This is a genomic window from Streptomyces sp. DSM 40868, from assembly GCF_011820545.1.
GTDB classification, from domain to species: Bacteria; Actinomycetota; Actinomycetes; order Streptomycetales; family Streptomycetaceae; genus Streptomyces; species Streptomyces eurythermus.
In genome coordinates, this window is the sequence record NZ_CP050504.1 from 6,363,393 (window position 1) to 6,378,293 (window position 14,901).

Annotated in this window: 9 protein-coding genes; all 9 read left to right on the forward strand. The window is 70.1% G+C overall.

Annotation, left to right across the window (positions count from 1 at the left end):
• Positions 1-387: 387 nt before the first annotated feature.
• The 9 genes from HB370_RS29030 to HB370_RS29070 all read left to right on the forward strand — a co-directional run bounded on the left by HB370_RS29030 (position 388) and on the right by HB370_RS29070 (position 14,816).
• Positions 388-5,841, forward strand: a complete 5,454-nt coding sequence (locus HB370_RS29030) for a HAMP domain-containing protein (protein WP_106980695.1) — start codon at positions 388-390, stop codon at positions 5,839-5,841.
• Positions 5,842-6,125: 284 nt separating this feature from the next.
• Positions 6,126-6,806, forward strand: a complete 681-nt coding sequence (locus HB370_RS29035) for a response regulator (RefSeq protein WP_030785604.1) — start codon at positions 6,126-6,128, stop codon at positions 6,804-6,806.
• Between the two features lie 123 nt (positions 6,807-6,929).
• Positions 6,930-9,689 carry a DNA translocase FtsK gene (locus HB370_RS29040; protein ID WP_030785602.1) on the forward strand — a complete coding sequence of 920 codons (2,760 nt, stop codon included), beginning with the start codon at positions 6,930-6,932 and terminating at the stop codon, positions 9,687-9,689.
• A gap of 279 nt (positions 9,690-9,968) precedes the next feature.
• Positions 9,969-10,811 carry a helix-turn-helix domain-containing protein gene (locus tag HB370_RS29045; protein WP_030785599.1) on the forward strand — a complete coding sequence of 281 codons (843 nt, stop codon included), beginning with the start codon at positions 9,969-9,971 and terminating at the stop codon, positions 10,809-10,811.
• Between the two features lie 92 nt (positions 10,812-10,903).
• The gene (gene rimO, locus HB370_RS29050; RefSeq protein ID WP_078637585.1) at positions 10,904-12,376 is read left to right on the forward strand and encodes a 30S ribosomal protein S12 methylthiotransferase RimO; all 1,473 of its coding nucleotides are present in this window, start codon (positions 10,904-10,906) and stop codon (positions 12,374-12,376) included.
• Positions 12,373-13,134, forward strand: a complete 762-nt coding sequence (gene pgsA / locus HB370_RS29055; protein ID WP_030785595.1) for a CDP-diacylglycerol--glycerol-3-phosphate 3-phosphatidyltransferase — start codon at positions 12,373-12,375, stop codon at positions 13,132-13,134. Before rimO ends, pgsA begins: the two co-directional genes overlap by 4 nt.
• Positions 13,131-13,676 (forward strand): CinA family protein, encoded by a 546-nt coding sequence (locus HB370_RS29060; RefSeq protein WP_030785593.1) that lies wholly within the window; start codon positions 13,131-13,133, stop codon positions 13,674-13,676. The genes pgsA and HB370_RS29060 overlap by 4 nt, the downstream gene beginning before the upstream one ends.
• A 109-nt stretch (positions 13,677-13,785) precedes the next feature.
• Complete coding sequence (locus HB370_RS29065; protein ID WP_030608842.1) at positions 13,786-14,151, forward strand: helix-turn-helix transcriptional regulator; 366 nt, start codon at positions 13,786-13,788, stop codon at positions 14,149-14,151.
• 194 nt (positions 14,152-14,345) lie between these two features.
• On the forward strand, positions 14,346-14,816 hold the full coding sequence (locus tag HB370_RS29070; RefSeq protein ID WP_030785591.1) for a DNA starvation/stationary phase protection protein: 471 nt from the start codon (positions 14,346-14,348) through the stop codon (positions 14,814-14,816).
• The last annotated feature ends 85 nt before the right edge of the window (positions 14,817-14,901 follow it).

The following is a 14,901-nucleotide window of genomic DNA, read 5'->3' on the forward strand; positions in this document are numbered from 1 at the left end:
CCCGCTCGTACTCGTGCCACCGCCCAGGCCGGTCGGACCGGTGCGGCTGGACAGCCGCATGCAAGGTTACTTACCTTCGCGGTCCGAGCGGATGCCGGTCTTCGGTGTTTACGCCCCCAGGGTGTGCGGACGATGTGCGAAGCTGCCGAACTGTTATGGCCGGGTTCGGCCGGGGTGAAACACTGGGCAAGCTTCTGATGAAGGTCGCTGCGGGCCGCGTGTGCCGGGCGCACGGCGGGCAGCAGCCCCTGGTGTGGCCGGATCCCGTCCGGCGGACATACGCAGAAGTAACCGGTACGCGGACGCGATCGGTATGCCGGTGACCGGCACGCCGGGCCGAAGCGGCCGAGCACAGCAGTAACGGTCTACCCCTCCGGGAGGGACACAGTGGAGTCTGGCGCGGCGACGCGAGGCACGAAGACGCGCGCGAAAGGCGGACCGTCCCTGGGCAGGAGCGGCGGCACCACGACGGTGGACACGGCCGCCCTGAACCGGCTGCTGGCGGCCCTCGTGGCGATGCGGGACGGGAACTTCCGCAAGCGGCTGACGGTCTCCGGGGACGGCGTGATGTCGGAGATCGCGGCCGTCTTCAACGAGGTGGCCGACCGGAATCTGCATCTGACCGGTGAGCTGTCCCGGGTGCGGCGCATGGTGGGGCGTGAGGGAAAACTCACGGAACGGCTGGAGACGGGCGCCTGCGAGGGCTCCTGGGCGACCGCCATCGAGCACTCCAACGCGCTGGTGGACGACCTGGTCTGGCCCGTCTCGGAGGTCAGCCGGGTGCTGACGGCGGTCGCCGAGGGTGACCTGTCGCCGCGCATGGAGCTGCGGACGCAGGCGCCGGACGGCGGTACGGGGCATCCGCTGCGCGGGGAGTTCCTGAAGGTCGGCCGGACCGTCAACAACCTGGTGGACCAGCTGTCGACGTTCACGGACGAGGTCACGCGCGTGGCCAGCGAGGTCGGCACCGAGGGCAAGCTCGGCGGGCAGGCCCGGGTGCGCGGGATGTCGGGTTCGTGGAAGGACCTCACCGAGTCCGTCAACACGATGGCGGACCGGCTGACCGCCCAGGTGCGGGACATCGCCCTGGTGACCACGGCGGTGGCCAAGGGTGATCTGTCCCGCAAGGTGACCGTGCATGTCGCCGGCGAGATGCTGGAGCTGAAGAACACCGTCAACACGATGGTGGATCAGCTTTCGGCCTTCTCCTCCGAAGTCACGCGGGTGGCCCGGGAGGTGGGCACCGAAGGCATCCTGGGCGGCCGGGCGCAGGTGCCCGGGGTGGCCGGCGTGTGGAAGGAGCTGACCGACTCCGTCAACACGATGGCGGGCAACCTGACCGCGCAGGTGCGGGGGATCTCGCAGGTGACGACGGCCGTCGCCAGCGGTGACCTGTCGCAGAAGGTCACGGTTCCGGCGCGGGGCGAGGTGGCGCGGCTCGCCGAGACGATCAACCAGATGACCGAGACGCTGCGGATCTTCGCGGACGAGGTCACCCGGGTGGCGAACGAGGTCGGCGCGGAGGGGCGGCTCGGCGGTCAGGCCAACGTGCCGGGCGCGGCGGGTACGTGGAAGGACCTGACGGACTCCGTCAACACGGTGTTCCGGAACCTGACGACGCAGGTGCGGGACATCGCGACGGTGACGACCGCCGTGGCCAACGGTGATCTGTCGCAGAAGGTCACCGTGGACGTGGCCGGCGAGATGCTGGAGCTGAAGAACACCGTCAACGGCATGGTGGACCAGCTGTCGGCCTTCGGTGCCGAGGTGACGCGGGTGGCGCGGGAGGTCGGTGTCGAGGGTGAGCTGGGCGGCCAGGCGCAGGTGCCGGGCGCGGCGGGCACATGGAAGGACTTGACGGACTCCGTCAACACCGCGTTCCGCAACCTGACCGGTCAGGTCCGCAACATCGCCCAGGTGACGACGGCGGTGGCGAACGGTGATCTGTCGCAGAAGGTCACCGTGGACGTCTCGGGTGAGATGCTCCAGCTGAAGAACACCGTGAACACCATGGTGGACCAGCTGTCGAGCTTCGCCGACCAGGTCACGCGGATGGCCCGGGACGTGGGTACGGAGGGCCGGCTGGGCGGTCAGGCCCGGGTGGACGGCGTCTCGGGTACGTGGAAGGAGTTGACGGACTCCGTCAACTTCATGGCCGGCAACCTGACGTCGCAGGTGCGGCAGATCGCCCAGGTGACGACGGCGGTGGCGCGCGGTGATCTGTCGCAGAAGATCGACGTGGACGCGCGGGGCGAGATTCTCGAGCTGAAGAACACGATCAACACGATGGTGGACCAGCTGTCCGCCTTCGCCGACCAGGTGACCCGGGTCGCGCGGGACGTGGGTACCGAGGGGCGCCTCGGCGGTCAGGCGCAGGTGCCCGGTGTCGCCGGTGTGTGGCGGGACCTGACCGACTCCGTGAACGGCATGGCGGGCAACCTGACGGCCCAGGTGCGCAACATCGCGCAGGTCGCCACCGCCGTGGCGCGCGGCGACCTCTCCCAGAAGATCACCGTGGACGCGCGCGGGGAGATCCTGGAGCTGAAGAACACGCTGAACACGATGGTGGACCAGCTGTCGTCGTTCGCCGACCAGGTCACGCGGGTGGCCCGTGAGGTGGGTACGGAGGGCATCCTCGGCGGGCAGGCCGAGGTGCAGGGGGTCTCCGGCACCTGGAAGGACCTCACGCAGTCCGTGAACTTCATGGCGAACAACCTGACGATCCAGGTGCGCAACATCGCCGAGGTGACGACGGCGGTCGCGAAGGGCGATCTGTCGAAGAAGATCACTGTTGACGCGAAGGGCGAGATCCTCGAGCTTGTCACGACGGTCAACACCATGGTTGATCAACTCTCGAGCTTCGCCGAGCAGGTGACCCGGGTGGCCCGTGAGGTGGGCACCGAGGGCATCCTGGGCGGCCAGGCGCACGTGCCGGGGGTCACGGGCATCTGGAAGGACCTCAGCAACAACGTCAACCTGATGGCCAACAACCTGACCATGCAGGTGCGCAACATCTCGCAGGTGGCCGCGGCCGTCGCCAACGGCGATCTGACGCGGCAGGTGACGATCGAGGCGCGCGGCGAGGTGGCGCAGCTCGCCGACACCATCAATACGATGGTCAAGACGCTGAGTTCGTTCGCCGACCAGGTCACCAAGGTGGCCCGTGAGGTGGGCACGGACGGCATCCTGGGCGGTCAGGCGCATGTCCCGGGCGTGGCCGGCACCTGGAAGGACCTCACCGAGTCGGTGAACCAGATGGCGTCCAACCTGACCGGTCAGGTGCGCAACATCGCCATGGTCACCACGGCCATCGCCAAGGGTGACTTGACGAAGAAGATCGACATTGACGCCCGGGGCGAGATCCTCGAGCTGAAGACGACGATCAACACGATGGTCGACCAGCTGTCCAGTTTCGCCGAGGAGGTCACGCGCGTGGCCCGCGAGGTGGGCACGGAGGGACAGCTGGGCGGCCAGGCACGCGTGCGTGACGTGGACGGCACCTGGCGCGACCTGACCGAGTCCGTGAACGAGATGGCCGAGAACCTGACCCGGCAGGTGCGGGCCATCGCGCGCGTGGCGACCGCGGTGACCCGGGGCGACCTGAACCTGAAGATCGACGTGGACGCGGCCGGCGAGATCCAGGAGTTGCAGGACTACATCAACAAGATGATCGCCAACCTGCGCGACACCACGATCGCCAACAAGGAGCAGGACTGGCTCAAGGGCAACCTGGCCCGTATCTCCTCCCTCATGCAGGGCCGCCGGGACCTGGAGGACGTGGCCTCGCTGATCATGAGCGAGCTGACGCCGGTGGTGTCCGCGCAGCACGGCGCGTTCTTCCTGGCGATGCCGCTGATGGAGGGCAAGGGCGTCGGCAACGGCGAGGACGACTACGAGCTGCGGATGCTCGGCTCGTACGGCTACTCGATGGGCTCCATGCCGACGTCGTTCCGGCCCGGTGAGGCGCTGATCGGCACGGCCGCCCAGGAGAAGCGCACGATCCTGGTGGACAAGGCGCCCAGCGGCTATCTGAAGATCTCCTCCGGGCTCGGCGAGGCCCCGCCCGCGCAGGTGATCGTGTTGCCGGTGCTGTTCGAGGGCAAGGTGCTCGGCGTGATCGAGCTGGCGTCCTTCACGCCGTTCACGCAGATCCAGAGGGACTTCCTCAACCAGATCGCCGAAATGATCGCCACCAGCGTCAACACCATCTCGGTCAACACCAAGACCGAGAAGCTGCTCAAGCAGTCGCAGGAGCTGACCGAGCAGCTGCGGGAGCGGTCGGCAGAGCTGGAGAACCGGCAGAAGGCGCTGCAGGCCTCCAACGCCGAACTGGAGGAGAAGGCCGAGCTGCTGGCCCGGCAGAACCGGGACATCGAGGTGAAGAACACCGAGATCGAGGAGGCCCGGCAGGTCCTGGAGGAGCGCGCCGAGCAGCTCGCGGTGTCGATGCGCTACAAGAGCGAGTTCCTCGCCAACATGTCGCACGAGCTGCGCACCCCGCTCAACTCGCTGCTGATCCTGGCGAAGCTGCTCGCGGACAACGCCGAGGGCAACCTCTCGCCCAAGCAGGTGGAGTTCGCCGAGACCATCCACGGCGCGGGCTCCGACCTGCTCCAGCTGATCAACGACATCCTGGACCTGTCGAAGGTCGAGGCGGGCAAGATGGACGTCTCCCCGACCCGGATCGCGCTCGTCCAGCTCGTGGACTACGTGGAGGCCACCTTCCGGCCGCTGACCGCGGAGAAGGGCCTGGACCTGTCCGTGCGGGTCTCCCCGGAGCTGCCGGCGACCCTGCACACCGACGAGCAGCGGTTGTTGCAGGTGCTGCGCAACCTGCTGTCCAACGCGGTGAAGTTCACCGACTCCGGTTCGGTGGAGCTGGTGATCCGGCCGGCCGGCGCGGATGTGCCGGACTCCATCCGGGAGCAGTTGCTGGAGGCCGGTTCGCTGGCCGATCCGGCCGGCGAGCTGATCGCGTTCTCGGTGACGGACACCGGTATCGGCATCGCGGCCAGCAAGATGCGGGTGATCTTCGAGGCGTTCAAGCAGGCGGACGGCACCACCAGCCGCAAGTACGGCGGCACCGGCCTCGGGCTGTCGATCTCGCGGGAGATCGCGCAGTTGCTCGGCGGTGAGATCCACGCGCAGAGCGAGCCCGGGCGCGGCTCGACGTTCACGCTGTACCTGCCGCTGCACATGAGCGAACTGCCCCCGCAGGGCTACCAGCAGTCCGCGCCCGCGCTGGAGGCCGGCGACCTGGTGGCCTCCGAGGCGCACCTCTCCTCGGAGCTGTCCGCGGTGGAGATCGAGACGCCGGCCGAGGTGAAGTCGTACCAGGAGACGCAGAACGGCCCCGCGGCGCTCTTCCGGCGCCGGCGGCGCTCCTTGCCCGAGGAGACGCAGCGGGCCGAGCCGTGGACGGCCGTTCCCGAGCAGGAGCAGCCCGCTGCGCCCACCGTGCGGTTCGGCGGCGAGAAGGTGCTGATCGTCGACGACGACATCCGCAATGTGTTCGCGCTCACCAGCGTCCTGGAGCAGCACGGGCTGTCGGTGCTGTACGCCGAGAACGGCCGGGAGGGCATCGAGGTCCTGGAGCAGCACGACGATGTGGCGGTGGTGCTGATGGACATCATGATGCCCGAGATGGACGGGTACGCGACGACCACGGCGATCCGGCGGATGCCGCAGTTCGCGGGTCTGCCGATCATCGCGCTCACCGCGAAGGCGATGAAGGGCGACCGGGAGAAGGCGATCCAGTCGGGCGCCTCCGACTATGTCACCAAGCCCGTCGACCCCGATCATCTGCTGTCGGTGATGAACCAGTGGATGCGGCCGGAGTGAGCCGGGCGGTGCGGTCCGGCGGGGCGCGCCGGGAAGGGCGGGGGATCCCGCGGGGCGTGCGGGGAGTTGCTGCATGATGGGGGCCGGGGACACGCGGGAATCCCGGATTCCGGGAACCATCCGGGATCCCGCCGCGTTTCCGGTACGTGCACAGTGACATCGCGGTGACAGGGTGTGGCGACAGGCGGGGTGCGGCTACGATGACCGGCACAAGGACGGGCGGCGAAAGGGAGTCGTCCCCTGGGGCGGCGCCCGGTGTACCGCCGGGGCGAGGAGGGCGGGCCATGGTGCAGAAGGCCAAGATCCTCCTGGTCGATGACCGGCCGGAGAATCTGCTGGCGCTGGAGGCGATCCTCTCGGCGCTCGATCAGACACTGGTGCGGGCATCGTCCGGGGAGGAAGCGCTCAAGGCACTGCTCACGGACGATTTCGCGGTCATCCTGCTGGATGTCCAGATGCCGGGCATGGACGGTTTCGAGACGGCCGCGCACATCAAGCGGCGGGAGCGGACGCGGGACATCCCGATCATCTTCCTCACGGCCATCAACCACGGTCCGCATCACACCTTCCGGGGCTACGCGGCGGGCGCGGTGGACTACATCTCCAAGCCGTTCGACCCGTGGGTGCTGCGCGCGAAGGTCTCGGTGTTCGTCGAGCTGTACATGAAGAACTGCCAGCTGCGGGAGCAGGCGGCGCTGCTGCGGCTGCAGTTGGAGGGCGGCGGCAAGGGCGGGGTGGCCGGCAAGGAGTCGGCCGGGCTGCTCGCGGAGCTGTCCGCGCGGCTCGCGGCCGTCGAGGAGCAGGCGGAGGCGCTGTCCAAGCAGCTGGACGACGACTCCGCGGACGCGGCGGCGGTGGCGACGGCGGCCCATCTGGAGCGCAAACTCACCGGGTTGCGCCGTGCCCTGGACGCGCTGGAGCCGGGCACGGGCGGCAGCGGTGCCTCGGTGCCGTCGCAGAACTGACCTAGCCCGTTCCGCGGATGCGGATGAGTGTGCGTCAATTTCGCTCCCCGGCAGGCACGACACGAACGGGTGAAGCTGTGGGCACACGTGTCCGCCGTCGTCTCCCCCGGTAACCTCACACCCATGGCCTCACGTCCCTCCGCAGCCAAGAAGCAGCCCGCCAAGAAGGCCGCTGCTCCCGCGAAGGCTCCGGCGAAGAAGGCCGCCGCGAAGAAGGTCCCGGCCAAGAAGGCGCCCGCCAGGAAGGCCGTGGCGAGGAAGGCCGCGCCGCCGAGGCCGGCGCCCAGCCCCACCGGGGGCGTCTACCGGGTGGTGCGCGCCCTCTGGCTGGGCCTCGCGCACGCCGTCGGCGCCGTCTTCCGTGGCATAGGGCAGGGCGCGAGGAACCTCGACCCGGCCCACCGCAAGGACGGCGTCGCGCTGCTGCTGCTCGGCATCGCGCTGATCGTCGCCGCGGGCACCTGGGCGGACCTGCGCGGGCCGGTCGGCGACCTGGTGGAGATCCTGGTCACCGGTGCCTTCGGCCGGCTCGACCTGCTGGTGCCGATACTGCTCGCGGTGGTCGCCGTACGGTTCATCCGGCACCCGGAGAAGCCGGAGGCCAACGGACGGATCGTGATCGGCCTGTCAGCGCTCGTCGTCGGCGTGCTCGGCCAGGTCCACGTCGCCTGCGGCTCGCCCGCGCGCAGCGCCGGCATGCAGGGCATAAGGGACGCCGGCGGCCTCATCGGCTGGGCGGCGGCCACCCCGCTGACGTACGCCATGACCGAGGTGCTCGCCGTACCCCTGCTGGTGCTGCTGACGATCTTCGGGCTGCTCGTGGTGACCGCGACCCCGGTCAACGCCATCCCGCAGCGGCTGCGGCGGCTCGGCGTGGTGCTGGGCGTGCTGCACGACCACGAGGCGGACCGGTTCGCCGCCGAGGAGGAGGCGTACGAGGAGCAGTGGCGGGAGGCGGCGCCCGCGCGCCCGCGCAGGCGCTCCGGCGCTCCCCGGGCGTACGACCCCGAGGGCGCCGAGGCCGCGGCCCTGGCGCAGCGCCGCGGGCGCCCCAGGCGCTCCGCCGTGCCCCAGCCGGATCCGCAGCGGCACCCGGACGCGGTGGACGTGGCCGCGGCGGCCGCCGCCGCGCTGGACGGCGCCGTGCTGCACGGCATGCCGCCCTCCCCGCTGGTCGCCGACCTCACCCAGGGGGTGAGCGCGGGCGAGCGCGAGGACACCACCCCGGTGCCCGCTCCTGCCCCCGTACCCGCGCCGGCGCCGGTGCCCGCCGCCCGCCCGAAGCAGCAGAAGCCCGAGCCCGCGGCCGTACCCGACCTCACCAAGCCCGTACCCGACCTGACCAAGAAGGCCCCCGAGGCCCCCCGTGACCTGCCCGCGCGCGCGGAGCAGCTCCAGCTGTCGGGGGACATCACCTACGCGCTGCCCTCACTGGACCTGCTCCGGCGGGGCGGCCCCGGCAAGGCGCGCAGCGCGGCCAACGACGCGGTCGTCGCCTCGCTCACCCAGGTCTTCACCGAGTTCAAGGTCGACGCGGCCGTCACCGGCTTCACCCGCGGTCCGACGGTCACCCGCTACGAGGTGGAACTGGGCCCCGCCGTGAAGGTCGAGCGGATCACCGCGCTGACCAAGAACATCGCCTATGCGGTGGCCAGCCCGGACGTGCGGATCATCAGCCCCATCCCCGGCAAGTCCGCGGTGGGCATCGAGATCCCGAACACCGACCGGGAGATGGTGAACCTCGGCGACGTGCTGCGCCTCGCGGAGTCCGCCGAGGACGACGACCCGATGCTGGTGGCCTTCGGCAAGGACGTCGAGGGCGGGTACGTCATGCACTCGCTGGCGAAGATGCCGCACATGCTGGTCGCCGGCGCCACCGGCTCCGGCAAGTCGTCCTGCATCAACTGCCTGATCACCTCGGTGATGATGCGGGCGACCCCGGAGGACGTCCGGATGATCCTGGTCGACCCCAAGCGCGTGGAGCTGACCGCCTACGAGGGCATCCCGCACCTGATCACGCCGATCATCACCAACCCCAAGCGGGCCGCCGAGGCGCTGCAGTGGGTGGTCCGCGAGATGGACCTCAGGTATGACGACCTGGCCGCCTACGGCTACCGGCACATCGACGACTTCAACCGCGCGGTGCGCGAGGGCAAGGTCGAGCCGCCGCCGGGCAGCGAGCGCGAGCTCCAGCCGTACCCGTACCTGCTGGTGATCGTGGACGAGCTGGCCGACCTGATGATGGTCGCCCCGCGGGACGTCGAGGACGCCATCGTGCGCATCACGCAGCTCGCCCGCGCGGCCGGCATCCATCTGGTGCTCGCCACCCAGCGCCCGTCGGTCGACGTGGTCACCGGTCTGATCAAGGCCAACGTGCCCTCCCGGCTGGCCTTCGCCACCTCCTCGCTGGCCGACTCGCGGGTCATCCTCGACCAGCCGGGCGCCGAGAAGCTGATCGGCAAGGGCGACGGCCTGTTCCTGCCGATGGGCGCGAACAAGCCGACCCGTATGCAGGGCGCCTTCGTGACCGAGGAGGAGGTCGCGGCCGTCGTCCGGCACTGCAAGGAGCAGATGGCGCCCGTCTTCCGGGACGACGTCACCGTGGGCTCCAAGCAGAAGAAGGAGATCGACGAGGACATCGGCGACGACCTCGACCTGCTGTGCCAGGCCGCCGAGCTGGTCGTCTCCACCCAGTTCGGGTCGACGTCCATGCTCCAGCGCAAGCTGCGCGTCGGCTTCGCCAAGGCGGGGCGGCTGATGGACCTCATGGAGTCCCGCAACATCGTCGGACCGAGCGAGGGCTCCAAGGCGCGGGACGTCCTGGTGAAGCCGGACGAGCTGGACGGTGTGCTCGCGATGATCCGCGGGGAGACCGAGGGGTGACGCGAAGGGCCGTTCGGTCCAGCCCGGTTGCGCCGGGTGGCCGAGCGGCCGTGACCCACCCGTTAGGGGGCATGGGGCAACCGTTTGGGTTTGTCGTACGTCCAGTTGAGCGAAAGGTCAGGTAAGGGCCTCGCCCAGGGGTACCTGCTTGTCCGACCATCGGCATGTCGTGCCCATCCGTTGGCGTACAAAGTCATACCGTCCGGTTGCCCCACCCTTTCGTCACCCCCCTAGACTGAGCTTCCAGCACAGGTGGCTACACGCTCGAAAGGCGCCCCCGTGTCCCTCGGCAACTCCCCTGAAGACGAGCGTCCGTTCCGAGACGAGTCCCAGGAGGCCCGACCTTCCGTGGGCCGCGCCCTGAAGCAGGCGCGGATCGCGGCCGGGCTGACCGTGGACGACGTCAGCACCGCCACTCGGGTCCGTATCGCCATCGTGCGCGCCATCGAGGCGGACGACTTCGCCCCCTGCGGCGGCGACGTGTACGCCCGTGGGCACATCCGCACGCTGGCCAGGGCCGTCCACCTCGACCCCGAGCCGCTGATCGTCCGGTACGACGCCGAGCACGGCGGCCGTCCCGCGCCCACCCCCGCCGCACCGCTGTTCGAGGCGGAGCGGATCCGGCCCGAGCGGCGCGGCCCGAACTGGACGGCGGCGATGGTCGCCGCCATCGTCGTCGTGATCGGGTTCGTCGGGTTCACCGCGTTCAAGGGCGGCTCCGCCTCCGGCGACTCCAAGTCCCAGGTCGCCGAGGGCAGCCCGTCCAGCGCCGGCACGAGCGCCTCCGTCCCGCCGAAGAAGGACAAGCCGGCCCAGCCGACCGGCGAGCCCTCCGACAGCGCCATCGCCGCCGCCCCTCAGGACAAGGTGACCGTCCAGGTCAGCGCGCCCAACGGACGCAGCTGGATCTCCGCCAAGGACCACAACGGCCGGATGCTCTTCGACGGGCTGCTGAAGAAGGGCCAGTCGAAGACCTTCCAGGACAACTCCAAGATCAACCTCATCCTCGGCGACGCGGGCGCGATCGAGCTGTACGTCAACGGCAAGAAGATCGAGGACACCTTCCGGCCCGGCGCGGTGGAGCGCCTGACCTACACCAAGGGCGACCCCGTGGCGGGCTGACGGGCCGCGTCCCGCGGGGTGTGACGGAGTCGGCCGGGCCCGGCCAACCCCGTCGACGAGGGCTGTCGGTGAGACAAAGTAGTCTTGAGCACATGCCTGAACGCCGTACCGTCGCACTCGTCACTCTCGGCTGCGCTCGTAACGAGGTGGATTCCGAGGAGCTCGCAGGCCGTTTGGAGGCGGACGGCTGGCAGCTCGTGGACGACGCCGCGGACGCCGACGTCGCCGTGGTCAACACCTGTGGCTTCGTGGAGGCCGCGAAGAAGGACTCCGTCGACGCCCTGCTGGAGGCCAACGATCTCAAGGGCCACGGGAGAACCCAGGCCGTCGTGGCGGTGGGCTGCATGGCCGAGCGGTACGGCAAGGAACTCGCCGAGGCGCTGCCCGAGGCCGACGGCGTGCTCGGCTTCGACGACTACACGAACATCTCCGACCGCCTGCAGACCATCCTGTCCGGCGGCATCCACGCCTCCCACACCCCGCGCGACCGGCGCAAGCTGCTGCCGATCAGCCCGGCCGAGCGACAGGAATCGGCCGCGTCCGTCGCACTGCCCGGCCACGCCCCGGCCGACCTGCCGGAGGGCGTCGCCCCTGCCTCCGGGCCCCGCGCGCCGCTGCGCCGCCGCCTGGACGGCTCCCCGGTCGCCTCGGTCAAGGTCGCCTCGGGCTGCGACCGGCGCTGCTCCTTCTGCGCCATCCCGTCCTTCCGCGGCTCCTTCATCTCCCGCCGCCCCAGTGACGTCCTGAACGAGACCCGCTGGCTGGCCGAGCAGGGCGTGAAGGAGATCATGCTGGTCTCCGAGAACAACACCTCCTACGGCAAGGACCTGGGCGACATCCGCCTGCTGGAGTCCCTGCTGCCGGAGCTGGCCGCGGTGGACGGCATCGAGCGGGTCCGGGTGAGCTACCTCCAGCCGGCCGAGATGCGCCCCGGGCTGATCGACGTCCTGACGTCGACGCCCAAGGTCGCCCCGTACTTCGACCTGTCCTTCCAGCACTCCGCGCCGAACGTGCTGCGCGCCATGCGCCGCTTCGGCGACACCGACCGGTTCCTGGAGCTGCTGGACACCATCCGGAGCAAGGCCCCCGAGGCCGGCGTGCGCTCCAACTTCATCGTCGGCTTCCCCGGCGAGACCGAGTCGGACCTGGCCGAACTGGAGCGTTTCCTGAACGGCGCCCGGCTGGACGCCATCGGCGTGTTCGGCTACTCCGACGAGGAGGGCACGGAAGCGGCGACGTACGACACCAAGCTGGACGAGGACGTCGTCGCCGAGCGCCTGGCCCACATCTCCCGGCTGGCCGAGGAACTGGTCTCGCAGCGTGCCGAGGAGCGCGTCGGCGAGACCGTGCGGGTCCTGGTGGAGTCGGTGGACGAGGAGGAGGGCGTCTATGGCCGTGCCGCGCACCAGGCGCCGGAGACCGACGGCCAGGTGCTGCTCACGAGCGGCGAGGGCCTGACCGTCGGACGTATGGTCGAGGCGAAGGTGGTCGGTACGGAAGGTGTCGACCTGGTGGCCGAGCCGCTGGCCGGCTCGCTCGCGTGTAGTGAGGAGGCGGGCAGATGACCGGAGTCCCGGCATCCGCCGCGGGCGGCTCCTCCGGCGCGCACCGCGCCCGGGGCACCGCCGCCGCTGCCGACGGCGCCCGGTCCGAGGTCTCCGGTTCTGCTTCAGGTCCCGCCGACGAGGGCGGCAAGGCCGCCCGTGGCGGCAAGATCACGGCTGCGGCCGTCAACCAGGCCAGTGTCTGGAACGTCGCCAATCTGCTGACCATGCTGCGGCTGCTGCTGGTGCCCGGCTTCGTGGCGCTGATGCTCGCGGACGGCGGCTACGACCCGGCCTGGCGCTCGCTGGCCTGGGCCGCCTTCGCCATCGCCATGATCACCGACCTGTTCGACGGGCATCTGGCGCGCACGTACAACCTGGTCACCGACTTCGGGAAGATCGCCGACCCCATCGCCGACAAGGCGATCATGGGGGCGGCGCTCATCTGTCTGTCGGCCCTGGGCGACCTGCCCTGGTGGGTGACGGCCGTCATCCTCGGCCGGGAACTCGGCATCACCCTGCTGCGTTTTCTGGTCATTCGCTACGGCGTGATCCCCGCCAGCCGCGGCGGCAAGCTGAAGACCCTCACCCAGGGCGTGGCCGTGGGCATGTACGTCCTGGCGTTGACGGGGTGGCTGGCCACCCTGCGGTACTGGGTGATGGCCGCGGCGGTCGTCCTCACGGTCCTGACGGGCCTCGACTACGTAAGACAAGCCATTGTGCTGCGCCGGCGGGGAATCGCCGAGCGCGCGGCGGCGTTGGAGGAGAAGGACGCGTGAGCTCCCAGGCCACCGAACTGGTGCGACTACTGACCGTAAGGGGCGAGACCCTTGCCGTCGCCGAGTCGCTGACCGGTGGCCTGGTGGCGGCGGAGATCACCGGGGTACCCGGGGCGTCCCGGGTGTTCCGGGGCTCGGTCACCGCGTACGCCACCGAGCTCAAGCACGGACTGCTCGGGGTCGACGGCTCCCTGCTGGCCCAGCGAGGTGCGGTGGATCCCCAGGTCGCGGGGCAGATGGCGGCCGGAGTCCGGACGCTTCTCGGTGCCGACTGGGGCATCGCGACCACCGGAGTGGCAGGCCCCGATCCGCAGGACGGCAAGCCCGTCGGGACGGTCTTCGTGGCCGTGGACGGGCCCCTCACCGGCCGGTCCGGTTCTGCCGGTGGCGGAAAAGTCCGGGCGCTGCGGTTGAACGGCGGCCGTGCGGAAATTCGTATGGAGAGTGTACGGAGCGTACTCGCAGTGCTGCTGGAGCAGCTTGCGGGCGAACAGACTGGGAATGAGCGGGCACAGGATACGGAACGGAACGGGGGGTTTTGATGTTTGCAGCCCTGAGTGAACACGACATCGCTCCCCGCACGGCCGCGGCGCAAGGCGGTACGGTGGGGCGAGAAGGATGCGGCTACGCGGTCCGAGGAGGGAGCCACCGATGATTCTGCTCCGTCGCCTGCTGGGTGACGTGCTGCGTCGGCAGCGCCAACGCCAGGGCCGTACTCTGCGCGAAGTCTCCTCGTCCGCCCGAGTCTCACTCGGCTATCTCTCCGAGGTGGAGCGGGGGCAGAAGGAGGCTTCCTCCGAGCTGCTCGCCGCCATCTGCGACGCGCTGGACGTACGGATGTCGGAACTCATGCGGGAAGTGAGCGACGAGCTGGCGCTCGCCGAACTGGCCCAGTCCGCCCGCGCCACCGAGCCTGTGCCCACGCCGGTCCGGCCGATGCTGGGCTCCGTGTCGGTGACCGGTGTGCCACCGGAACGGGTGACCATCAAGGCGCCCGCGGACGTGGTCGCGGCCTGAGGTCCGCGCGCGGCCTGACAACCCCTGAACGAACGAGGCCCCGGCCGGGCCTCCCCGGATCCCTCCGGACAGCCCGGCCGGGGCTTCTTGTCTGCCCATGGCGGCTTTTCTACCGGTAGATCCCGTTTGCCGGGGTTGGGTCGTGCAGTCATCGTGGGAGGGACGTGGCGGCGCCCAAGCACCGGAGGAAGCGGATGTACGTCGTGAAGAGCCCGTTGGCCGACGCGGACCTGAAGGTCGTGTCCGAGGCGCTCCAGGGCGCCCTGATGGACCTGGTGGACCTCGCGCTGACCAGTAAGCAGATCCACTGGAACATCGTCGGCCCCCGGTTCCGCTCCATCCACCTCCAGCTGGACGAGGTAGTCGCCTCCGCCCGCGCCCACTCCGACACGGTCGCCGAGCGGGCGTCGGCGCTGGGCGTACCGCCCGACGGCCGCGCCGCCACGGTGGCCTCCGGCAGCGGCATCAAGACGGCTCCGGCCGGCTGGATCAAGGACACGGACGCGGTCTCGGCGATGGTGGAAGCGCTGGGCTCGGTGATCACCCGGATGCGGGAACGGGTGACCGCGACCGAGGCGCCCGACCCGGTCTCCCAGGACCTCCTCATCGCGATCACCGCGGATCTCGAGAAGCACCACTGGATGTTCCAGGCGGAGAACGCCTAGCGGGGGCGGCCCGGGCATTGCGCGGCTCCCCGGTGCCGAGTGGTCCGGTGGTGCATCGGTGAGCCCGTGGTGCGCCTCCCGCGCG